This is a genomic window from Herbaspirillum sp. NPDC101397 (genome assembly GCF_044767325.1).
Lineage (GTDB): Bacteria > Pseudomonadota > Gammaproteobacteria > Burkholderiales > Burkholderiaceae_D > Herbaspirillum.
Genome location: NZ_JBIWNS010000007.1, coordinates 239,161 through 261,723, shown reverse-complemented (window position 1 = coordinate 261,723; position 22,563 = coordinate 239,161). Strand labels below are relative to the sequence as shown.

The window sequence follows — 22,563 nt, the reverse complement described above, 5'->3', positions numbered from 1 at the left end:
AAAGCGAATGCAGATACCGACCGGCAAGGCCGGCGGAAATTTTCAAGCGTGCAGACAAGATCAGACGTCGCCTGCGCGGGGTGATGCGCACACGTTGCGGGTAGCAACTCCATGCAGCAATTTGGGGGAGGGGGTTTTCATCGGCAGCCGCGGTCGGCGGATACCTGTCGGCAATTGTTTTATATCGTTCGCCGCTCCATACCTGAACGATAGGGCATGCGGCGTTTTCCAAGCAGTCGAACAGAGAGGTTTTCGGGCGGTATTTACGCGTTAGCGACCGGGCCAGCGCGCGCTCGCTTTGAACAGCGCGATTTCTTCCTGCAGCCAGGCGCGGAAATGCATGACCTGCGGCTTGCCCAGGGTTTCCGCATGGCACACAAAATAGTAGGCGCGCTCGCTTTTCCAGGCGATATCGAACAGGCGCACCAGCTCGCCGGCGGCGATTTCCTGGGAGGCAATGGCATGCCGCGTCAACGCCACGCCGGCGCCGTCGGCCGCCGCACGCAAGGTCAGCGAGGAGTCCTGCGTCACCAGGCCGCCGGCCGGGTCAGGCAGGTCCAGCCCGGCCAGCTTGAACCACGGCAACCAGGATTCCTGCAGGCCGTCCATGCGCAGCAACACGCAGTCGCGCAATTGCTGCGGCGACGAAGGCAGGCGACCTTGGCGATAGTTGGGGCTGGCCACCGGGTAGTAAAAATCTTCCATGATCAACTCGGTTTTCAGGCCTGGATAATTGCCCAGCCCGAAGCGCACGCCGACGTCGATGCCGTCACGCGCAAGGTCGTTGAGATGGCTGCTGGATTGCAGGATGACTTCGATGTCCGGATAGCGGTCGATGAACTTCCATAGCCGCGGCGCCAGCCAGCGCGAGGCGAACGAGGGCGGCGACGACACCACCAGACGTTGCTGACGGCCTTGCTCCTGCAGCGTTTCGGCGGCTGCGGCGATTTCGGTCAGGGCATGGCGGATGGCGCCGGCGAAACGCTGGCCGGCCTCGGTGATAGCGATACGCTTGCCGTTGCGCGTGAACAACGGCAGGCCGAGTTCTTCTTCCAGCGCGCGGATCTGATGACTGATCGCGCCGGGCGTGACGTGGATCTCTTCAGCCGCGCGCGAAAAGCTGTCATGGCGCGCCGCCGCCTCGAAGGCGCGCAAGGCGGCGAGATTGGGCAATTTACGGAAGTCGGCCATGGCATGTGAGTAAAACTAGCAAGAGACGTCAATATATATCGTTTTGGTTTGCCTGTGGCGCTGACTAGAATGTCTTCACGGATCACACAAAAGTGTACGCAAGTCGGGATAGCAGAACATATCTGGCATATCGCCCGACCTTTCCCCGGCACAACCGAGAGAGGACATCATGCAAAATATATTCACTAAGAGGAACATCCGGCTGCAAGCCGGCGACGTCATGTCGCTGCAGGTCACGCGCCCGGTTTGCCTGCAAGTCGGCAGCGGCCGTGTGTGGATCACAGTCGAAGGCGGTCGCACCGATTACTGGCTGGCCGGGGGGCAAAGCCTGGATATTCCAGGCCACGGCCTGGTGGTGATCGAATCGGTCAATACGGCCAGCAAGCTGCAGGTGGGGCTGTGCCGCCGCCATTGGCTGATGCGACTGGCCTCGGGCGTGCATATGCTGGCCCTGCGCCTGCGCCTGCGCGGTCGTCGCGCGGTATCGCCCGCTGCAGCCGGAACCGCAAACAATTGCGGGCAGTCTTGAAGTTTCCTTGAGGTAATTCGTTGGGTGCCGCGTTCGGCGCACCTCGACGCGATCCGGCGATTTTCGTTACACTTGCGGCTATGCATACCGCACCACAAGCAGCCTTGGCGGCATCAGCACCCTTGGCCCCCCCGGCGCCGCAGATCATCCGGCGCGGCGTTGAAGACTATCAGGTCAGTTTCGACGCCATGCGCGCGTACACCGACAGCCGTACCGCAGATTCCCCCGACCAGCTCTGGATCGTCGAACACCCGCCGGTGTTCACGCTCGGCCTCGGCGCCGACATCGCCCACGTGCTCAATCCCCACGCGATTCCCGTGGTCCAGACCGACCGCGGCGGCGAAGTCACCTACCACGGCCCCGGCCAGGTGGTGATTTACCTGCTCATGGACTTGCGCCGCAACCATCCCGGTGCACGGCTGTTCGCGCGCGAATTCGTGCAAAAGATCGAACAGGCGGTGATCGACACGCTGGCGGCGTATAATCTCGCTGGCGAGCGCAAGCAGGGCGCGCCCGGCATCTACGTCAGCGCAGGGCCGTGGCAGGGCGCCAAGATTGCCGCGCTGGGCTTGAAAATCCGCGCCAGCGGTTGCACCTATCATGGCGTATCGCTCAACGTGGCGATGGACCTGACGCCGTTTTCCTGGATCAACCCGTGCGGCTACGAAGGACTCGCCACCGTCGACATGCAAACGTTGAACGTCGATGCGCCACTGAGCGACGTGCAGACGCTGCTTGCCGACCAACTCGTTGCGCACTTTGCCTTACCGCCATCGGCTTGATGGCCAAAGAAATCACTCTACTATGACTACCGAAATCACTCCAGCCGCGCCGACGCTGCGCAATGCCACCGACAAGCAAAAGGGCGCCGGCAAGACGGCCTGGATCCCGATCAAGATCATGCCGGCGGAAAAGCTCAAGAAGCCCGACTGGATTCGCGTCAAGGCCGGCTCGCCGACCACCCGCTTCTACGAAATCAAGGACATCCTGCGCGCCAACAACCTGGTGACGGTATGCGAAGAAGCGTCCTGCCCCAACATCGGCGAATGCTTCGGCAAGGGCACCGCGACCTTCATGATCATGGGCGACAAGTGCACCCGTCGCTGCCCGTTCTGCGACGTCGGCCACGGCCGTCCCGATCCGCTCGACCCCAATGAACCGGAAAACCTGGCCAAGACCATCGCCCAGCTCAAGCTGAGCTACGTGGTTATCACCAGCGTCGACCGCGACGACCTGCGCGACGGCGGTGCCGGCCACTTCGCCGCCTGCATCCAGCGCGTGCGCGAACTGTCGCCCGAGACCCGCATCGAAATCCTGACCCCGGACTTCCGCGGCCGCATGGACCGCGCCCTCGAGATCCTCAAGATGGCCCCGCCGGACGTCATGAACCACAACCTCGAAACTGCACCGCGCCTGTACAAGGAAGCGCGTCCCGGTTCCGACTACGAGTATTCGCTGAACCTGTTGAAGCGCTTCAAGGACCTGCATCCGAACACCCCGACCAAGTCCGGCATCATGGTCGGCCTCGGCGAGACCGACGAAGAAGTCCTGCAAGTCATGCGCGACATGCGCGCCCACAACGTCGACATGCTGACCATCGGCCAATACCTGATGCCAAGCGGCGACCACCTGCCGGTGCGCCGCTACGTACATCCCGACACCTTCAAGATGTACGAAGAAGAAGCCTACAAGATGGGCTTCGTGCACGCCGCCGTCGGCGCCATGGTGCGCTCGAGCTACCACGCGGATCAACAGGCGCACGGCCTGGTTGGATAAGCAGTTTTCGCCGGTAGCAGCGGCGTAAAAAAACGGCCTGGTTCTTCGATGAACCAGGCCGTTTTTTATTGCGCTTCACATCACCATATTCAGTGAGTGCACAGTGTGCTCAGTGAGAATTCCCATCCCACATCCAGGCCCACAATCCCGGCAAATGCAGCGGTTTGGACCGATCTGTGACCGTGCGCGCCATCACCGCGCGCTGCAACGCCGCGCTGTCGTCGTAGAACGGCTTGGCGGCCACTCTCAGGCCGGTTTCCTGTGCACTGTCGAGCAGGATTTGCATGTACTCCAGCATGTGGCGCGAGGTGTAGCGGTTCAGATCGTGGAACGTGACTTCCACCGGGATCACCCCATCCACCGTCGGCAGTTCGCCGTCGGCGATGCGTTCGCGCACTTCCGACAACTGGCGCACGATATTCGAGCGGCGGCGCAGGCTGAAGTTGTAGCCCCAGATCTTGCCGTCGTTCAGGCTGACGTCGGTCATCAGCACGTGAAAGCCGTGCTGCTGATAAGCGGTGAAGGTGCGCCGGTCGAAGTTCCAGAACGGCGGACGCAAGAAGATCGGCGCGGCGCCGGTGATGGCGGCAATGTCGGCGCTGCCGTCAGTCAGCGATTTTTCCAGGGCCTGCGGGTTCAGGTCGCGGTGGTTGGTGTGTCCCGGGGTGCTGGTATGGAAGCCCAGGATATGCCCCTCCGCATGCTCGCGCCGCATGATCTCGCGACCGAGATCGCTGCCGCCTGCGCCGGTGGCGCGGGTCTGGACAAAGAACACCGCCTTGACGCCGGGCAGGTGCGGATTGTTGGCGAGATCGTCGAGGATAGCCGTTGTCGGGTTGGCAAATCCGGAAGCGCTCGGACCATCGTCGAAGGTCAGCAGAAAACGAATCGGCGCCTGCACGCTCAGGCGCTGCTCGGTCAGCGGCGTCAGCACGATGGGCGGCGCAATGCAGCCGCTCAGGGAAAGCGCCATGGTGACTGCTGACAAAATGGAAGAGATCGTTTTCAAGCGGCGGACCTGTCATGGTTTTCGGTGTCGACAAATCCAGGGACGAGCCGCACAGAGGCGGGCCGATTATACCTGAGCGTTGTTGCGAAAAATTCAATCAGCGACTGTCGCCGGAAAGCCTCTGCGCCTGGCCAGCCACGCCACCGCCAGCGTCGGCGCCAGCAGCACCAGCGAGGCCCACGGAAACGATTGGACCCCGACGGTATCGAGCAGCACCCCGCCGACTATCCCGCCGCCGGCGATCGCCAGATTCCACACCGTCACGATCATCGCCTGGGCGATGTCGGCGGCTTCCCCTGCATTCTTGGCCGACGCCGTCTGGAACAGGGTCGGCACGCCGCCATATGCCAGTCCCCACGCCGCCACGCCGGCATACACCATCGCCGGGACGCTGCCCCACACACCCAGTGTCGCCGCAGCCAGGCCGAACAGCACGATGCTGATCAGCACCAGCGCGCGCAGCCGGCGATCAATCAGGGCGCCGGTGACCCAGATCGAGGCCAGTGCGCTCACGCCGAAGATCAGCAGGATCGCGCCGACCTTGTCCGCCATGCCGGCCGGCGCCAGGAAGGGCGCGATGTAGGTGTACAGGATGTTGTGCGCCAGCACGAACGCCAGCGTCACGAACAGCACCGAACGCACTCCGGGCAGCATGAACACGCCGGCGATCGACAAGCGATTTTCACTTTTCTGGCCCGGGAAATCCGGCACCTTGGCAATCGCCCAGATGATCAGAATCAGCGTCATCGCGCTCATGATGCCGAAGCTCAGGCGCCAACCCACGCTCGCCCCGAGAAAGGTTGCTGCAGGGATGCCCAGCGACAGCGCAATCGGAATGCCGGCCATCGTGACGGCGATGGCGCGGCCCTGCAGGTGGGTCGGCGCCATGCGTGCCGCATAGCCCGCGATCAACGCCCACACCACGCCTGCGAACACACCGGCGAAGAAGCGCGCCGCCAGCGTCAGCGGATAGCTGGTCGATACCGCGGTGATCGTGTTGACGATCACGAAGCCGACAATGGCCGTCATCAGCAAGGGTTTGCGCCGCCAGCTTTGCGTCGTCGCCGTGAGCGGAATGGCGGTGATCATCGAACCGATCGCATACAGGGTCACGAGTTGGCCGATCAGGGATTCCGACACGCGCAGGTCGGCGCTCATCTGCGGCAGCAAACCGGCCGGCATGGCCTCGGTGAGGACGGTGATGAAGGCCGCCATGGCCAGCGCCAGCAAGCCTGCCAGCGGAAGTTTGTCGACGCCATTGTCGATCATCTTGTTTGTCGGATCAGGCCGTACAGATGCCGGTGCGGCGGTGTTGGAGCTGGTTGAAGAAGTCATATCGGTGGTCCAATTTTTTAAGCAGCGGCAAGCGCCATTGCATGAACGACCAAGATAAGGCTTTCAGCGACTGCGGACAATTGGGCTATAGTTCCAAACACATTGGACGGAAATGTCCGTAATTGAAATCAGCCAGCCTCGCGCGAAGGAGCATCATGGACAGCCTCAACTCGCTCAACGCCTTTGTCCACGTAGCGGAGGCGCGCAGCTTCACTGCCGCCGGCCAGAAGCTCGGCGTGTCGTCGTCGGCCATCGGCAAGTCTATCGCGCGATTGGAGGAGCGGCTCGGCGTGCGCCTGTTCCATCGTTCCACGCGCTCGGTGACGCTGACGCCGGAAGGCGCCGCCTTCCTCGAGCGTTGCCGCCGCATCTTCGGCGAGGTCGAGGCGGCCGAGCAGGAATTCGCGCATAGCCTGGGTGCGCCGCGCGGCAAGCTGCGCGTGAGCATGCCCATCGTCGGCATGCTGATGATGCCGGCGCTGAGCGCCTTCATGCGCGCGCATCCGGAGATCGAACTGGAACTCGACTTCACCGACCGGCTGGTCGACGTCATCGCCGAAGGTTTCGACGCCGTGGTGCGTTCCGGCGACGTAGCCGACTCGCGCCTGGTGGCGCGACCGCTCGGCAAGTTCAGGTTTCGGTTGGCGGCGTCTCCCGCCTACCTCAAGCGCGCAGGCGTACCGCGCACGCCCGACGATCTGTTGCAGCACGCCTGCCTGCATCACCGTTTCGCCACCAACGGCAAGCTGGAACGCTGGCCGTTACGTGCAGGCCGGGGCCGCAAAGACTTCACGCTCGACTTGCCCACCACCGCGGTGGTCAACACCATCGAGCCGCTGATCCATCTGGCCGAGGCCGGCCTGGGCATTGCCTGCCTGCCGGATTTCTCCATCCGCGAGCAGGAACGCAAGGGCACGCTGGTGAGCGTGCTCGACAGCTACATCCATCACTCCGGTACCTTCCGCATGCTGTGGCCATCCAGTCCCTATCTCTCGCCCAAGCTGCGTGCGTTTGTGGACTTCATGGCGGCGCATCTGTTCACGTAGTTTCAGATTTCATCAGCGCGCTCAGCGCTGATCCGCGCCGCAGCAGGAAGTCGCGCAGCGCCGCCTCGTAATCGGATGGCGCCGCAGCGCGCACCGATGGACGCATCCGCAATGCCTCGCGCCAGGCGCACACTTTGGGCGTCGCCGCCATGAAGCCGAAATCGGCGACGGCGTCGAACACATCGAAGTAGCGGAACGCCGGCCCGAACACCGCGTCGACCATGCAGAATTTGTCGCCCGCGAAATACGGACCGTCGCCCAGCACATCTTCCAATTGCAGAAACCTGCCGCGGATGTCTTCAGCACGACGCTGCAAGCCAATGTCATCCGGCGCCGAGTAAAAACCCCCGATGGCGTTCAGCAGCGAGGAGCCGAATTCCATCCAGCCGCGGTGGCGCGCACGCGTCAGCACGTGGGTCGGATGCAGCGGCGGCGCCATGCTGTCGTCGAGGTATTCGCAGATCACGGCTGATTCGAAAATCGCCTCGCCGTCCACCAGCAACACCGGCGTCTTGCCCAACGGCGACACCCGCAGAAACCAGTCAGGTTTGTCGGCCAGGTCGATGTCGATGCGCTCGAAGTGCAGGCCTTTTTCCTGCAGCACGATCGCAACGCGCTGTACGTAGGGACACAGATGATGGCTGATCAGCGTAAAAGGTGAAGTCATGACGATCTCCTCATGCCGCCGGCACGAAGCGCCGGCTACGTACCAGGGCATAGGCGCCGTCGCCGGTCAGCCACAACACCACCGACATGGTGATCAGGAAGGCCGGATATTCCCAGCCGCCGCCCTGGCTGGTATGCACCCAGCCGTTGTTCCAATGCACCGCTGTCGCGAGCGCCAGGATCGGCGTCAACGCCAGCGCAACCTGGCGCGCATACACGCCGAGGAGGATCGCGACGCCGCCGATGATTTCCGTCGCGAACACCGGGTATGCCAGGAAGCCGGCAAAGCCGACGCTCTCGAAGTACTGCGCCGTGCCCGGCAGCGTGAACACCAGCAGCTTGAGCAGCGCATGCGAAATCCACATGGCCGCGAGGCTGACGCGCAACAGCAGCGCGCCCCAGGCAGGGGTAGGGGTGGGAATGGCAGCGCTGCGCTCCGCGGCATGGGCGCGCGGGGAAGAAACAGAAGACATGAAATACTCCTGAAGAATGAAAAGACAGGGGTAATATAGGGCGACAGAAATGCAATGAAAATAGGCAAGAGCGCAAACCATGAATGCAAAGCTGCAATACAAACCGGCGTACAGAATCAGCCAGACGGACCTCGAAATCATCCTCGCACTGGTGCGTGCACAGACGTTGGCGATAGCCGGCGAACGGCTGGGCGTGGATGCGTCAACGGTATTTCGCGCCGTGCAGCGTATGGAAAAGGGGCTGGGCATCCGCCTGTTCGAGCGCTCGCGCAGCGGCTACCGGCCTTCAGAACTGGCGCAGGAACTGGCGGTGCATGCGGAGCAGATGGAGGCGCAACTGGAAGCCGCGCGTTCGGCGGTGCAGTTGCAGCCGGACCAGGTATCCGGCATCGTGCGCATCAGCACCACCGACACCGTGCTGCACGGCCTGCTCGCGCCGGCGCTGAAATTGCTGCGCGCCAGCCATCCGCTGCTGACCTACGACATCCATGCCGGCAATGAACTGGCAAGCCTGACGCGGCGCGACACCGACATCGCCGTGCGCGCCACGCGGCGGCCGCCGCAGCACCTGATCGGCAAGCACGTGGGGCCGATCCGCGTGGCATTGTATGCGGGCAAGAAAAGTGGAATCAAAGATGTCGACGCCGGTATCGCTGCAGGCAGCTGGATCGCGCCCGACGACGCGTTGCCCGAACACCCTTCGGTGATCTGGCGCAAGAAGCATTTCCCGAAGGCGGTGCCGGCTTTCCGCGTCAACAGCATCCTCACCGTGGCCGAACTGACGGCGCAAGGTCTTGGCATCGGCCTGTTGCCGGTGTTCCTGGCGGAGCGTCGCAACGACCTGGTTCAGCTGACCGAAGCGATCAATGAATGCCAGACCGAGCTGTGGCTGCTCACGCATACCGAGTCGCGCCATCTGCGTCGCGTATCGGCGGTGTTCAATCACCTCGCGGAGCAGATCGCGCTGGCATAACAATTATTTGCGCCTGTCGCTCAGGTCACCCAAGGTCTGCGCCACCAGTGAACGGAACCAGCGGTGCGCAGCGTCATTGTGGAAGCGCGCATGCCAGAACTGCTTGACGGTGAGGTCGGGCAGTTTCACCGGCATCTCGAACATGCGGATGTCGGCCAGCTGGGCGAACAATTCAGCCAGTTCGCTCGGTACGCAGGCGATGTAATCGGAGGTTGCCACCAGGCCCGGCACGGTCAGCAGATAAGGCACGCTGACGCCGACTTTCAGGCGCTCGCCCTGGCGCCGCAATTCTTCATCGAGCAACTGGTTGGTCAGCGACAGCGTGCCCGCCAGCACATGTTCGCTGTCGACGAACTGCTCGAACGACATCTTCATCGGCTGGCCTTTCACGCCTTTTCCCTTGAGCTTGCCGGCGCGCACGATACCCACCAGCGAACGGCGGAACAGGGTTTGCTGGTAGAGGTTGTCGCCCATCTTGCCGAGGTAGCCGATGGCCAGATCGATGGCGCCGTCCTGCAATGCCGAGGCCAGTTCCAACGACGGCACCTGGATCGGTTTGAGCGTGGCGTGCGGCGCATGCGCGCGCATTGCGCCGAGCAGTTTGGGCAGGAGCACGATCATGCCCATGTCGCTCAGGCAGACCGAAAATGTGCGTGCGGTGGTCCGGGCATCGAACGCCTTCACATCCCAGATCTCGCGCTGGATCAGCGCCAGTGTTGCAATCGCTCCCTGCGCAATGCGTTCTCCGGTGGGCGTGGGCGCCATCACAGAACCGGCCCGCACGAACAGGTCGTCCTGGAAACTCACACGCAGGCGGCTCAGCGCATGGCTCACCGCCGGCTGCGTCAGGCCGAGGCGCTCGGCGGCGCGCGAGACGGACTTCTCTTCGAACAGCGCCTGCACCACGTACAGGAAGTTCAGGTCGGGGGTATTCATATATGAGCCGGATGTATAGTAATTTTGAATTCTTTCCGCGCATTGTCAGCGGTCTCTTGCTTAGTATGCCCCCGATCTCTTCCGGAAAACAAGGCGCTGCAAGGACTTCCGGATGACATGCCGCATCTCCCCGGTGGTACACGGTTTCTGTTCCATGAATGCTGTGCATGCCGTCTATGAGTTTCATTGGATGGTGTTACACCGATCACATCCCTAGAATCAATCGCGTCGATAAGGCGAGGCTGTCCCCGTTTCCGGGACCCCGTCATGGAGATGCATAAAAACCAGAACGATTGCGGAGACAACCCGGGCCGGGACGCCCGGCCGTAGCCATTTCAGCGGGCGTATCACATGAAATCAAATACCGGATTTTTGGTCGTCTTTCTCTATGTCCTGCTGGCGTGGGGGACGATGTTCGGACTGGCCTGCACGACGTCGGGGGCGCAACATCAGCAATGGATGATGGGGATCGCCAGCGCCGCGCTGCTGGGTGTACTGATATGCAATTGGCGCTTGTCGCGCGAAGCCGGCCGGCACAACGCGCGCTTGCTGGCAGACATGCGTGCGCTCGGCACCGGCCGCCTCGCCCCGTCCGCCGGTCGTTACACCGATGGCGAGATCGACAGCGCAGTCTCCACCCTGCGCCAACACATGAGTGAAGTCGTCATCAAGGTGCGCAACGGCACCGTCGGCTTCGCCATGACCTCGGGCCTGCTGTCGACCGACAACAGGGCGCTGCTGGAACGCACCGACAAACAGGGCGCGCTGTTGCAGCAGACCGCGGCATCGACGGAGCAGATCACATCCAATGTGCGGCAGAACGCCGACAATGCCCACAAGGCCAACGAGCTGATCGCCACTGCCGCGCAGGCAGCGGCACAGGGCGGGGAAGTGGTCGGCAATGTCGAGACCAACATGGCCGATATCCGCGACAGTTCGCACCGCATCGCCGACATCATCAACGTGGTCGACGGCATCGCGTTCCAGACCAACATCCTTGCGCTCAACGCCGCCGTCGAAGCGGCGCGCGCCGGCAAGACCGGACGCGGCTTTGCCGTCGTGGCGACTGAAGTGCGCGTGCTGGCGCAGCGCGTGGCCGCCGCGTCGAAAGAGATACAGGCGCTCATCAGCGACTCGGTCAGCATGGTGGAGAGCTGCGACAAGCAAGTGCTGCTGGCCGGCGCCACCATGCGCAAGATCGTCTCGTCGGTCAGCAGCGCGGCCGCCATCATGCAGGAAATCAGCAGCGCCAGCCGCGAGCAGAGCAGCGGCGTGGCGACCATCAACGACACGATCTCGCAGCTCGACCAGATGACGCAAGAGAACGCCAAACTGGTCGACGAGATCTCCGCTGCCGCCGCCAATCTGCACCGGCAGGCCGTGACGCTGACCAACGTGGTCTCGCATTTCGATCTCGGATCGGATGAATTTGGCACGCGCGAGGATGCCGTGGCGCTGGTCGACACCGCCGTCGCCCATGCGCAAGAGGAGGGCTTGCCGAGTCTGATAGAGAAGGTCAACGATTTGGTCGAGCGGGACTTCGCGGATCGCGACCTGTATCTGGTGGTGGTCGCCATCGCCGACGGCCGCATCGTTGCGCACGGCGGCAATCCGCGCCTGGTCGGCGTCGACACGCGCAAGCATCGCGACCCCGGCGGCAAGCCGTTCGGGCAAGAGATCGTCGACATCGCCAGGAATCACGGCACCGGCTGGGTCGATTTCAAGTTCGCCCATCCGGTCACGCAGGAGATCAAAACCAAGTCGGCCTATGTGCGCCGGCTGGGCGACTGCCTGGTGTCCTGCGGGTTTTATACGCGCTGAATTGCGCGTTTGATGTGCACTGAATGCGTGATTGCAACAGTGACGGCAACACATGGTCTTGAGGTTCTTCCCTGGTGCGGCGTGCGACTCTCTCCTCCACGCTGCACCATTTTTTTGCCACCCGGACAATCTCGGTTTTATGAATCAAATGCATGTGATGTATGAAATTCATTCTATGGATTAATAGTTTTACCGGCACTAACATGAGCCTCAACAAGACATTCAATAAAACAAAATCTTCAGGAGACATGGTGTTTGATTGCGACGTCCTCATCGTCGGCGGCGGTCCCGTCGGTTTGTTCCTGGCGGCTGAACTCGGCCAGCGCGGCCTCAGCGTGCAGGTGTTCGACGCCAAGCCCGGCACGGCGCGCCATCCGGCCGCCAACGCCAACAGCGCGCGCACGATGGAACATTTCCGCCGCATCGGCATCGCCGACGAAGTGCGCGCCGCCGGCCTGCCGGCCGACTATTCTCCCGACATCGCCTACTTCACCTCGATCGGCCAATACGAACTGGCGCGCCTGTCGCAGCCGAGTTCCGCCGAGGCCGTCGAATGGGCGAAGCAACACGACTTCACCTGGCCCACCGCGGAACCGCCGCATCGCTGTTCGCAACTCTACGTCGAGCCGATCCTGCTGAAGGCTGCGTTGCAGCATCGCGGTTGCAACGTGCATTTTTCCGCCGTGGTGGAATCCTTCGAGCAAGACGCACACGGCGTCACCGCCGTCGTCAATATGGAACAGACCGCCAGCCGCGAAGCACGCCAACGCAAAGTGCGCGCACGCTACCTGGTCGGCTGCGACGGTCCGCGCAGCGGCGTGCGCAAGGCGCTCGGCATCCGCTACAGCGGCGTGGCCGGCGAGAAGCGCGGCTTCATGGGCGGCCAGATGGAAGCGGTGTATTTCTATGCGCCGTCGCTGTACAGCGCCAGCCGCAAGCGTCCCGCATGGCAGTACTGGACCTTCAGTCCGACCCAGCGCGCGCTGCTGATTGCCGTCGACGGCCGCGGCGACTTCATCATGAACGTGCAACCGCCAGACGACCAGCCGCTCGATCCGGAACTGGTGCGCAAGCGCATCGCCGCGGCCATCGGCGCCGACATCCCGTTCGAGATCAAGAGCACTTCGTCATGGACCGCCGGCTTTGCGCTGGTGGCGGAACGGCTGTCGCAGGGCCGCGTGTTCCTGGCCGGCGACTCCGCGCATCTGTTCACGCCGACCGGCGGCCTCGGCTACAACACCGGCATCGACGACGCCGCCAACCTGGCGTGGAAACTTGCGGCGCTGGTTGACGGCAGCGGCGGCCCGGCGTTGGCCGAGAGTTATCACGCCGAACGCCATCCGGCGGCCTTGCGCAACACCGCCTTTGCACGCGAGTTCGCCGATAGCATCGGCCACGTGCAGTTGCCGGCCGCCGCGTTTGAAGACGGCCCGCAAGGAGACGCCGCACGCGACGCCGCCGGGCGCTATCTCGACTTTCACGCGTATCGGGAATTCATGATCCCCGGCGTGCATCTGGGCACGCGCTACGAGCAATCGCCGCTGCTGGTTGCCGAAGCCGGCAGCCCCGGTCTGGACGCGGCCAACCTGTATCTGCCGTGCGCGCGGCCGGGACATCGTGCGCCGCATGCCTGGCTGCGTGACGGGCGTTCACTGTACGCGCTGTTCGGCGCCGGCTTCACGCTGCTCACGCTCAATGCCGACAACGCCACGCAAGCTGATCCGGCCAGGCTTGTCGCCGATTTGCCCGGACTGACCTGCGTGACGGTGGCCGACCGCGCCGTGCGTGAGTTGTATCAAGCCGACTTCGCGCTGATCCGTCCCGACCAGCACGTGGTGTGGCGCGGCAACGTACTGGATGCAAGCTTTGCCACTATCGCGGCGCGTGCGCTCGGGCACATCCGGGACACCGCGCCGGTGCACCTGACCGAACCGGAACGGCTCGCAACGACAGAATAGAAAAGACAACGGTAAAAGAATTGCCACATCGGTTTTCCAACATAACCAACTACAAGATCCGCTGAGCGGACTTCACCTGCAGGAGACAAGGAAAATGCACGCACAAGCAGTGACGTCGGACGCCGTCATGAACGGCAGCAAGACATCGGGATTGCAAATACTGACGCTGGTTCTGTGTTTCATGGTGGTGGCCTGCGACGGCTTCGACCTGGCGGCGGTCGGCTACGTCGCACCGTTGCTGAGGAAGGCGTGGACACTGACGCCGGCGCAGCTCGGTCCGATCTTCGGCGCCGGCCTGTTCGGCCTGACAGTCGGCAGTTTCGTGTTCGGTCCGCTGGCGGACCGCATCGGCCGCAAGCGCGTGATCGTGATGTCGATGCTGCTGTTCGCACTCGGTACGCTGGCTTGCGCCTACGCCGACTCGGCCAGTTCGCTGGCCTTGCTGCGCTTCCTCACCGGCGTCGGCCTGGGCGGCGCGATGCCAACCGCGATCACGCTGTCGTCGGAGTTCAGCCCCGAGCGCAACCGCGCCTTGCTGGTGACGCTGATGTTCTGCGGCTTCACGCTGGGACTGGCCTGCGGCGGCGCGTTGGCCGCCTTGCTGATTCCGTCTTACGGCTGGCAGGGCGTTTTCATTTTCGGCGGCATCGTGCCGTTGGTGCTGACGCCGATCATCTGGATTTTCCTGCCGGAGTCCTTGCGCTTCATGGCCGGCAAAAAGAAATTCGAAGCCGAGTCACGCAAGGTGCTGGAACGCCTGACCGGCAATCCGAACGCCGCGCTGGCGGAAGCGATTCCCGATGAAGTCCGCAACGACGACGACAAGAAAGCCGGCATCCTGGCGACGCTGTTCAGCCGTCACTATCGCACCGGCACCATGCTGCTGTGGCTGGCGTTCTTCTGCACGCTGTGGGTCTACTACCAGATCAGCAGCTGGCTGCCGACCGTGATCACCGAAGGCGGCATCGCCGTCACGCAGGCCGCCACCATCGGCGCCATGATGCCGGTCGGCGGCACCATCGGTTCGCTGATCAATGCGCGCCTGATGGATCGTCACAACCCGTTCGCGGTGTTGAGCGTGTCTTACCTGATCGCGGCGATTTCCATCGTCTGCATCGGCCCGGCCGTGCATCACGCCGGCTGGCTCTACGTCACGGTGTTCTGCGCCGGCTTCGGCCTGTCCGGCGCGCAGACCGGCGCCAACGTGCTGGTGTCTGGATTCTATTCAACGGTAGCCCGCGCCACCGGCGTGAGCTGGGCGCTGGCAGTGGGCCGCATCGGTTCCATCATCGGCTCGATGACGGGCGGCCTGTTGCTGGCGGCGCTGCCGTCGACGCAGATGGCATTCATCGTGTTCGCGGTGCCGGCGGTGATCGCCGGACTGTCGATGTTCACCGCCGGCCGCCTGTATCACGGCAAGGCCAAAGCCATTTAAAAACAGCCGCCACAGGCTGACCGATTTCCATAAACAACACGAGGCAGGAGACATGAAACTCAACCACTTTTCGATCGCCATGCTGGCTGCGGCGGCCATGGCGGGCGGCGCTCCGGTGCTGGCGCAGCAAGTCACCAATACCACCAACGTCAGCGTCTACGGCATTTTGGACACCGGCGTGGAATACATCACCCACGCCAACGCCGCCGGCAACAGCGTGCTGCGCATGCCGGGCATCACCGGCAGCATGCCGTCGCGCATCGGCTTTCGTGGCACCGAAGATCTCGGCGGCGGCTGGGCCGCGCAGTTCACGCTGGAGAACGGCTTCAACGTCCGCGCCGGCGACATGAACCAGGGCGGCCGGCTGTTCGGTCGCCAGGCCTGGGTCGGCGTCAACAGTCCTTACGGTCTGGTGTCGGTCGGCCGCCAATACAACATGATGTTCTGGGCGATTCTCGACGCCGACATCATCGGCCCGGACATCTATGGCGGCGTCGGCTCCTTCGACGCCTACATCCCGAATGCGCGCAGTGACAACACCGTGGCGTACAAGGGCAAGTTCGACAACGTCACCGTCGGCGCGACGTATTCCTTCGGCCGCGACAGCACCGGCACCGGCAATTCGCCGGGCCAGGGCACCTGCGCCGGTGAAGTCGCCGGCGACACGCAAGCCTGCCGCGACTGGTCGGCGATGCTGCGCTACGACGGCGCCAACTTCGGCATCGCCACCGCTTATGACCGCCAGCAAGGCGGCGCCGGTGCGGCCGCCAACTTCTACAACGGCGTCGCGCCGCTGGCGCTGACCTCGTCGGGCGACAAGGATGCGCGCACCCAGCTGAACGGCTATGTCAAGGCCGGTGATCTCAAGATCGGCGGCGGCTGGCTGGGCCGCAAGGTGGCCGCAGCCATCGGCAACCGCGAGGTCAAATCCGATCAGTACTACCTGACCGCGGCCTATCTGTTCACACCGCAGTTCACGCTGGACGGCGGCTACTACCGCATCATCAACAAGCAGCAGGACGCACGCGGCACCATCAGCGTGGTGCGCGGCACCTATGCGCTGTCCAAGCGCACGTCGGTCTACCTGCAGACGGCCTATTTGTCCAACAGTGCGCAGGCCGCCTACACGCTGAGCCAGGGCGGCGCCGGCGCGAGTCCGGGCAAGGGCATGAATCAGTGGGGCACGATGATCGGCATGCGCCACGCGTTCTGAGTTTGGTAGTGAAATAGTTTTAATGCCGCCGGCATGGTGCCGGCGGTGTGTCTGGAGAGTGAAAATGAGATACGTAAGTTTTGAACAAAACGGCAAGGCCCTGCTCGGCGTGCGCGACGGCAAACAGATCCGCGTGCTCGGCGAAGAAACGCTGGAGCAATTGCTGGCGCGAGGCGTCGACCTGCAAGCCTATGGCCGCGATACGGAGAGCAAGGGAACGGTCGAAGAAGCCGGCCTGAAACTCCTGCCGCCGCTGCGCCGTCCACCGAAGATCATCTGCGTCGGCCTGAATTTTTCCGACCACACCAAGGAAAGCAATTTTGCCCAGCCGGATTATCCGACCATCTTCCTGCGCCTGCACACCAGTCTGATCGCGCACAACCAGCCGATGATCCGTCCGACCGTGTCCGACAGCCTCGACTTTGAGGGCGAGATCGCGGTGGTGCTCGGCAAGGGCGGCAAGAGCATCCGCAAGGAAGACGCGCTGAAACACGTCGCCGGCTATGCGCTGTTCAACGACGGCTCGGTGCGCGAATACCAGTTCAAGTCGCCGCAATGGACGGTCGGCAAGAACTTCGACGGCACCGGCGCGTTCGGTCCCGACCTGATTACTGCCGACGAACTGCCGCCGGGCGCCAAGGGTCTGCTGCTGGAGACGCGCCTGAACGGCGAAGTGGTGCAATCCGCCAACACCGACACCATGGTGTTCGACGTCGAATCGCTGATCTCCATCCTGAGTGAAGCCTTCACGCTGGAAGCGGGCGACGTCATTGTTTCCGGCACACCGTCGGGCGTGGGCTGGGCGCGTACGCCGAAGCTGCTGATGAAGCACGGCGACGTCTGTGAAGTCACGGTTGAACGCATGGGCACGCTGACCAACAAGATCGTCGACGAAGCGCCGCGCTGATCGGTAAAACAATAACAAGCGGCGCAGCGACGCCGCTGTTTGCTAGCGTTTTTGTAACAGGCAAGGAGACAGGGATGAGCAGTCAGACACGCCCGGCAGGCGTACATTCGATCGATCACTTCGCACTCAACGTGCCGTCGCTGGCCGAGGCGGATCGCTTCTACCGCAGCTTCGGGCTGGAGGTGAACGGAAGCTCCGATGAACTGGAGTTGCGCGCGCAGGATGGTCATCGTTGGGCCCGCGTGCTGCCGGCGGCGGGCAAGTCGCTGGCTTATCTCTCCTTCAATTGCTATGCCGCCGACCTGGCGCAGATCGAGCGCCAGGCGCGCGCGGCGGGTGCTTCCTTCGACGTCAATCCGCGCGCGCTGCGCGGTGCGGTGAACGAGGGCATCTGGTTCCATGATCCCGACGGCAATCTGCTGCAGGTAAAGCCGGGTGTGAAGACCACGCCCGACAGCAAGCTGCCGCTGGTGCAGCAGCAGGCGCCGGCCAATGCGCGCGGTTCGGTCACGCGCGCCGAAGCGCCGTTCATTCGGCCGCGTCGCATGTCGCATGTGCTGATGTTCTCGCCGGACGTGTTGCGTATCCTCGACTTTTACCATCGCGCCCTGGGACTGCAGCTGTCGGACCGATCGCTCGATGTGATCGCCTTCACGCACGGTCCGCACGGCAGCGACCATCACCTGGTCGCCTTCGCCAAGAGCCACGCGAAAGGCTGGCACCATGTCGCCTGGGATGTGGCGCGCATCGATGACGTCGGCATCGGTGCGTCGCAAATGGCCAAGGCCGGCTACAAGGAAGGCTGGGGCACCGGCCGCCACGTGCTCGGCTCCAACTATTTCCACTACGTGCGCGATCCCTGGGGATCGTTTTCCGAGTACTCGGCCGACATCGACTACGTCCCGGCCGGCGCGCAATGGGATGCGGGCAATTACCAGCCGGAGGATTCATTGTATCTGTGGGGACCGGACGTGCCGGAGTATTTCATCCGCAACACCGACAGCTAAGCCAGTCAAGTCCAAGCCGGGACCGGCCGCCCAAGTGGCGGCTTTTTTTCGTCGGCGCTTGATCTATACTCATCGGGCAAGGTGGTTTCTCGTCCAATCACCGCATCAGAAAGCCTCTATGCCCGTCTCCTATCTGCGCAGCCTCGCCGGCAAGAACCGCACCGTCACCGCCAACCGGCACCTGGCTTTCGTCCTGTCCGCAATTGCGGGCGCGATCAACGCCGGCGGCTTCCTGGTGGTGGGGCAGTTCACCTCGCACATGTCCGGCATCCTGTCGATGATGGCCGAGGACCTGGCCATCGGCGCGATCGGGCTGCTGTTGGCAGGTGCGGCCAGCATGTCGTTCTTCATCGCCGGCGCGGCCTGTTCGGCGGTGATGATCAACTGGGCGCGCAAGCGTCGCCTTGAGGCCGAATACGCCATGCCGCTGATCGCCGAAGCGCTGTTGCTGTTGTGCTTCGGCCTGCTGGGCGGCAATATCGCCGGCATTGAATGGCTGTTCGTGCCGGTCACGGTGCTGCTGTTGTGCTTCATCATGGGCTTGCAGAACGCCGTGATCACCAAGCTCTCGCGCGCTGAAATCCGCACCACCCACGTCACCGGCATGGTCACCGACATCGGCATCGAATTGGGCAAGGCGCTCTACTGGAACAGCGGCCGCCATCCCGACATGCAGGTGCGCGCGGATCTCGCCAAGCTGCGCACGCTGGCGACGCTGGTGTCGCTGTTCTTCATCGGCGGCGCTGTCGGCGCGCTCGGATTCAGGCACATCGGCTTCGTCTTCACCCTGCCGCTCGCGGCGACGCTGGTCTTTGTCGCGCTGGTGCCGGTGCTGGACGACATGCGGCGGGTTCTGCGCGGGCAGTAATCGCCGGGTGCAATGTAAAAAGCCCGCCACCGCGCAATGCAGGGACGGGCCTTGCGCCAACCACAGCGCCTCCTCAAGTCAATTACAGATACTGCACTTCAATCGTGGCCGAGCCGTCGAGGTCGATGTTCTGCGTCAGCGGCAGGTTGGCGCCCTTGTCCAGAACAGCGGTGACGCCCAGGTTGCCGGAGATGGTCTTGTACGAACCGGGCACGGTCGAACCGCTGGCGGAGAACGACTGGCGGCCGGTGCCGTCGGCGTTGAAGCGGCCGTAGGTCGACTTGGCCCAGGTGTTGTTGTTGGCGGCGTCGGCGACGACGTCAGGGGTAGCGCCGTCAGCGGTGAACGAACCGACGATGGAGCGCACGCTGTAGGCGCCGATGTTCTTGCCGCCAGCAGCACCCAGACCGTAGGCATGCTTGTCGGCCAGATTGGAGTTGATCGCAGTCATCAGGCCGGGAACGACGGTGGAGGCCTTGTTGTCGATGGCGCGCACGGCAACTTTGGTTGCTGCATCGCAAGTGACGGTGAAGGCGATGGTCTTTTCCGCCAGCGCAGTCGGCGCGGTGGCGCTCAGGCTCTTGGCGGCGATGGTGCCGTAGTCGACCACGTTGGTGCCGGTGAAGCTTGGTGTACAGGCCGAAGGGCGGATCACGCCTTTGACCTTCAGTTCAGCGGTGTCGGCGGCTTGCGCAGCGAAGGACACCAGCAGGGACGCAGACAGTGAAGCAGCCAGGGCGGAGAAGAGGGCGATTTGCTTGTTCATGATCGTTTCCTTAAAGAGTCAACATGGGTTCAATTCGGTTTGCATTCGTTGTGCCTGAGCGCCTTGTGTTTGCTTAAGCAGTGAAGCCATTTTGACGATTTAAAGATCGGATTTATATGAGAAAACTCTCAAAAAACGAGTTGCTAAAATTGCAATGACTACGATTTGTTCGTGGGCATACGACGTCGCCGGCGCCGCACCAGCCCGGCGACAACGGCCGCCGCCGCAATCAGCGCCAGTGCCGCAGTGACGACGGCCGCATTGCGATGCGTCGCCACCCAGTGGCGCGTTTTCTTCCACGCCTGCACATACGGAAAGCGTCCCGCCGCCTTGAAATCCGGCTCCGCGCAGTTCTGGCCGAAGTCCGCCGAGAACGGCACGGCGGCGCCTTCCTTCACGTAGCGGCGGTAAGGTACCGGCGCCAGCGCCGCGTCGTAGTAGACGAAGCCGGTACCCTTGCATAGCACCGCAGCGAAAGCCTGCGAGCGCGCGGGCAGTTCGTCGGCCGACTTCATGATGTAGTCGACGGCGATGTTGCGGTAGTGATAGCGCTGGTTGGGTTTGCTCTCGCTGGCGGCGTAGCGCTTGCGCTCATCCTCTGTGACGAAGGGGCCGGGCAGGTCGGCGGCGGCGCGCTGTTCAGGCGTTTTGACGAAGGCTGCCTTGCTGGTGTCGCCGCGCGGATATTCCTGGACTTCCATGCGGCCGATGCCGAAGGCCAGCATGCCGCCGAGCCCGGTGTAGTCGGGCGCTTCTTCGTATCCCATGATGTCCATGCCGCGCCGGCGCGCCAGCGTGGCCGCCTTGTACCAGGCTTCGGCGCGCGTCACCGCGCGCCATGCATGTTTGGCGTCGTCGAGCGCGTCGCCGTATTCCTTCGCCGTGGCGCGATAGCGCCAGGAGGCCAGCGTCCGCTTGCCGTCGGTGTAGTAATTCTCGTCGACATCGACGTAGCGCCAATCCTGGTCGTCGGGGAAGTAGGACAGCGCATCGCTGACGCGTCCCTCGCGCACCAGGCGGCGCGCCAGCAGCCGGCGCAGATAGTCGGACTGTTGCGCCGGATGCGCGCTCAGCCATTCGTAATACGGCTGGTCGGGTGTCGTCGGGATGATCGGCGGCGGTGCCGGCACCGGCGTCGCCGGGACTTTCGCGTCGACATAGGTCTTGAGTTCATCGACCGTCAGCACGCGCTCGGCCAGGTACCAGGTGTCGCCGCTGTAGTCGCTGTAGAGGGGATGGCTGAGGTTGCCGTCCTTGCCGCGCGTCTGGCTGGCTTTGGTGACGTTGTACAACTGGTCGAAGGCTTCAACATATTGTCCGCGCGACAGCGACAGCACGCTTTGCTCGGCCTTGATCAGGCCGAGCGAGGCGGGTTCGACGCTGGCGTCATTTTGCGGGAAGGCCTTGGACGCCTCGGCATAGGCTTGCGCCGCCGCCGCGACATCGCCCTTGCGCAAGGCCAGCTTGGCGCGCACCCAGCTGGCCAATGCGCTGCGTTGTTTATCCGCCAGCGTCTGCGCCAGCTCATACAAGCCACTGCGGTAAGCAAGAGCCGCCACACGGTCGGCGTCGGCAATGTTGGCGATGCCGCGTTTCTGCAACGCTGCAACCAGCGATGGCAGCACCGGATTGACCTTGACGTCCTTGCCGCCGCGGCCGGCGTCGGCGTAGCCGTAACCGCCGCCCCAGGTATCGTATTCGGCTGGCTGGCTGGCGTCGGCGCCGCTCATGTCGCCCACGCGCGCGAGTGCGTAGCTGACCAGCAGGCGTTGCGCGACCGGATCGTCGATCAGCTTTTGCGCGCGCTCCGGATCGCTCAGCGCCCACCCCGCGAGAATGCGCAGCGACTGCACGCCGCTGTTGGAATTGCGCGCGGCCTGTTCGGCGTACAGGCGAACGGCTTGCTTGAGGTCGGCGGCGGAGACTTCGTCGGCGCAAGGCATGGCGTTGACGAAATCAAGATAGCCGCACATGGTCGTGCCGTTGCTCGCTCCGCTGACCAGAAATACGCGCGCCTGCTCGCCGTAGCTCGCCACCGCCAGTCCCTTGGGATCGGGGGCGCCGGCAATTGCGCGCGAACGCGTCAGTGCATAGGCCTGGATGGCTTTGGCGCGTTCATCGCCGGGCTTGTTGCCGGCGGCTGTCATGGCGCCGGCATGGCTTTGTCCAAGCATGTAGGCCGCCGGTACGGCGCGTTTGTCACCGTCGGCCTTGGGCAGGTCGAGCACGGCCTGGAAGCGTTTCAGCGCGCGCGTCGCGCTGTCGCTGCCGGCCAGATAATCCACCGCGCCGGCCGCATACAGGCGTACCGCCGGCGGCAAGTCCGTGCCTTGCGCGTAAGCGGCGTCGCCATCCTTGAGCGCGCGCACAGCGTTAAGCTGCGCCAGCTGTGCCGGCGTCATGAAGGCCGCATCGGCGGCGTCGGGTTTGCCGGACGGATCGGGCGCGCTGTCGCTTTCATTGGCCAGCAATGCATCGCCGGGTTTGACCAGATGCGCAGCTTCGTAGGCAAAGGAATTGGCCGGCGTCGCCTTGAGCGTGCCGGCGCGATCGTCGAGCACCTGCAGCGGGAAGTCGGGGCCGCAGGCAATCACCACGGCGGCGCTGAAAGGGATCGCCAGGGCGATCGCGATGCGGAGATGTTTGATATGCAT

General features: G+C 63.5%; 19 protein-coding genes and 1 pseudogene. 12 read left to right on the top strand and 8 right to left on the bottom strand.

The window, feature by feature from the left end; genetic code table 11:
* Positions 1 to 270: 270 nt before the first annotated feature.
* Positions 271 to 1,191: a transcriptional regulator GcvA gene (gcvA, locus tag ACIROW_RS18485; RefSeq protein WP_402277909.1), complete on the bottom strand. Its 921-nt coding sequence runs from the start codon at positions 1,189 to 1,191 to the stop codon at positions 271 to 273.
* A 169-nt stretch (positions 1,192 to 1,360) separates the two neighbouring features.
* Between gcvA and ACIROW_RS18480 the strand changes: the two genes are divergently transcribed.
* From ACIROW_RS18480 to lipA, 3 genes are all read left to right on the top strand, one after another.
* Complete coding sequence (locus ACIROW_RS18480) at positions 1,361 to 1,720, top strand: DUF2917 domain-containing protein (RefSeq protein ID WP_402277908.1); 360 nt, start codon at positions 1,361 to 1,363, stop codon at positions 1,718 to 1,720.
* Positions 1,721 to 1,800: 80 nt separating this feature from the next.
* Positions 1,801 to 2,502, top strand: coding sequence for a lipoyl(octanoyl) transferase LipB (gene lipB, locus ACIROW_RS18475; protein ID WP_402277907.1), 702 nt, complete (start codon positions 1,801 to 1,803; stop codon positions 2,500 to 2,502).
* Positions 2,503 to 2,524: 22 nt separating this feature from the next.
* Complete coding sequence (lipA, locus tag ACIROW_RS18470; protein WP_402277906.1) at positions 2,525 to 3,496, top strand: lipoyl synthase; 972 nt, start codon at positions 2,525 to 2,527, stop codon at positions 3,494 to 3,496.
* A gap of 109 nt (positions 3,497 to 3,605) precedes the next feature.
* Here lipA and ACIROW_RS18465 read toward each other — a convergent pair whose 3' ends face one another.
* On the bottom strand, positions 3,606 to 4,469 hold the full coding sequence (locus ACIROW_RS18465) for a polysaccharide deacetylase family protein (protein WP_402277905.1): 864 nt from the start codon (positions 4,467 to 4,469) through the stop codon (positions 3,606 to 3,608).
* 129 nt (positions 4,470 to 4,598) lie between these two features.
* Positions 4,599 to 5,774, bottom strand: coding sequence for an MFS transporter (locus ACIROW_RS18460; RefSeq protein WP_402278048.1), 1,176 nt, complete (start codon positions 5,772 to 5,774; stop codon positions 4,599 to 4,601).
* 221 nt (positions 5,775 to 5,995) lie between these two features.
* On the opposite strand from ACIROW_RS18460, the gene ACIROW_RS18455 reads away from it, so the two are divergent.
* Entirely contained in the window at positions 5,996 to 6,886 is an 891-nt protein-coding gene (locus ACIROW_RS18455) for a LysR family transcriptional regulator (RefSeq protein WP_402277904.1), read from the top strand.
* Here ACIROW_RS18455 and ACIROW_RS18450 read toward each other — a convergent pair.
* Together ACIROW_RS18450 and ACIROW_RS18445 are read right to left on the bottom strand one after the other, a co-directional pair.
* On the bottom strand, positions 6,879 to 7,553 hold the full coding sequence (locus ACIROW_RS18450) for a glutathione S-transferase family protein (protein WP_402277903.1): 675 nt from the start codon (positions 7,551 to 7,553) through the stop codon (positions 6,879 to 6,881). The genes ACIROW_RS18455 and ACIROW_RS18450 overlap by 8 nt on opposite strands.
* A gap of 10 nt (positions 7,554 to 7,563) precedes the next feature.
* Entirely contained in the window at positions 7,564 to 8,025 is a 462-nt protein-coding gene (locus tag ACIROW_RS18445; protein WP_402277902.1) for a DoxX family protein, read from the bottom strand.
* Between the two features lie 79 nt (positions 8,026 to 8,104).
* Here ACIROW_RS18445 and ACIROW_RS18440 point away from each other — a divergent pair, with 79 nt between their 5' ends.
* Complete coding sequence (locus ACIROW_RS18440; RefSeq protein ID WP_402277901.1) at positions 8,105 to 8,998, top strand: LysR family transcriptional regulator; 894 nt, start codon at positions 8,105 to 8,107, stop codon at positions 8,996 to 8,998.
* A 3-nt stretch (positions 8,999 to 9,001) separates the two neighbouring features.
* Here ACIROW_RS18440 and ACIROW_RS18435 read toward each other — a convergent pair whose 3' ends face one another.
* Positions 9,002 to 9,934 (bottom strand): LysR family transcriptional regulator, encoded by a 933-nt coding sequence (locus tag ACIROW_RS18435; RefSeq protein ID WP_402277900.1) that lies wholly within the window; start codon positions 9,932 to 9,934, stop codon positions 9,002 to 9,004.
* Positions 9,935 to 10,285: 351 nt separating this feature from the next.
* Here ACIROW_RS18435 and ACIROW_RS18430 point away from each other — a divergent pair, with 351 nt between their 5' ends.
* The 7 genes and pseudogenes from ACIROW_RS18430 to ACIROW_RS18400 form a co-directional block, all read left to right on the top strand.
* A complete protein-coding gene (locus ACIROW_RS18430) occupies positions 10,286 to 11,755 on the top strand; it encodes a methyl-accepting chemotaxis protein (protein ID WP_402277899.1) in 1,470 nt (489 codons plus the stop codon).
* A gap of 203 nt (positions 11,756 to 11,958) precedes the next feature.
* On the top strand, positions 11,959 to 13,713 hold the full coding sequence (locus tag ACIROW_RS18425) for an FAD-dependent oxidoreductase (RefSeq protein WP_402277898.1): 1,755 nt from the start codon (positions 11,959 to 11,961) through the stop codon (positions 13,711 to 13,713).
* A gap of 94 nt (positions 13,714 to 13,807) precedes the next feature.
* Positions 13,808 to 15,148 carry an MFS transporter gene (locus ACIROW_RS18420; protein WP_402277897.1) on the top strand — a complete coding sequence of 447 codons (1,341 nt, stop codon included), beginning with the start codon at positions 13,808 to 13,810 and terminating at the stop codon, positions 15,146 to 15,148.
* Between the two features lie 52 nt (positions 15,149 to 15,200).
* Positions 15,201 to 16,361: a porin gene (locus tag ACIROW_RS18415; RefSeq protein ID WP_402277896.1), complete on the top strand. Its 1,161-nt coding sequence runs from the start codon at positions 15,201 to 15,203 to the stop codon at positions 16,359 to 16,361.
* Positions 16,362 to 16,425: 64 nt separating this feature from the next.
* A complete protein-coding gene (locus tag ACIROW_RS18410; protein ID WP_402277895.1) occupies positions 16,426 to 17,268 on the top strand; it encodes a fumarylacetoacetate hydrolase family protein in 843 nt (280 codons plus the stop codon).
* A 74-nt stretch (positions 17,269 to 17,342) separates the two neighbouring features.
* Positions 17,343 to 18,275, top strand: coding sequence for a VOC family protein (locus ACIROW_RS18405; protein ID WP_402277894.1), 933 nt, complete (start codon positions 17,343 to 17,345; stop codon positions 18,273 to 18,275).
* Between the two features lie 118 nt (positions 18,276 to 18,393).
* A pseudogene (locus ACIROW_RS18400) lies at positions 18,394 to 19,122 on the top strand (YoaK family protein); the annotation flags it as partial.
* 103 nt (positions 19,123 to 19,225) lie between these two features.
* Here the strand turns inward: ACIROW_RS18400 and ACIROW_RS18395 are convergent.
* Both ACIROW_RS18395 and ACIROW_RS18390 read right to left on the bottom strand, forming a co-directional pair.
* Positions 19,226 to 19,909 (bottom strand): DUF1120 domain-containing protein, encoded by a 684-nt coding sequence (locus ACIROW_RS18395; RefSeq protein WP_402277893.1) that lies wholly within the window; start codon positions 19,907 to 19,909, stop codon positions 19,226 to 19,228.
* A 158-nt stretch (positions 19,910 to 20,067) separates the two neighbouring features.
* Entirely contained in the window at positions 20,068 to 22,563 is a 2,496-nt protein-coding gene (locus tag ACIROW_RS18390; protein ID WP_402277892.1) for a hypothetical protein, read from the bottom strand.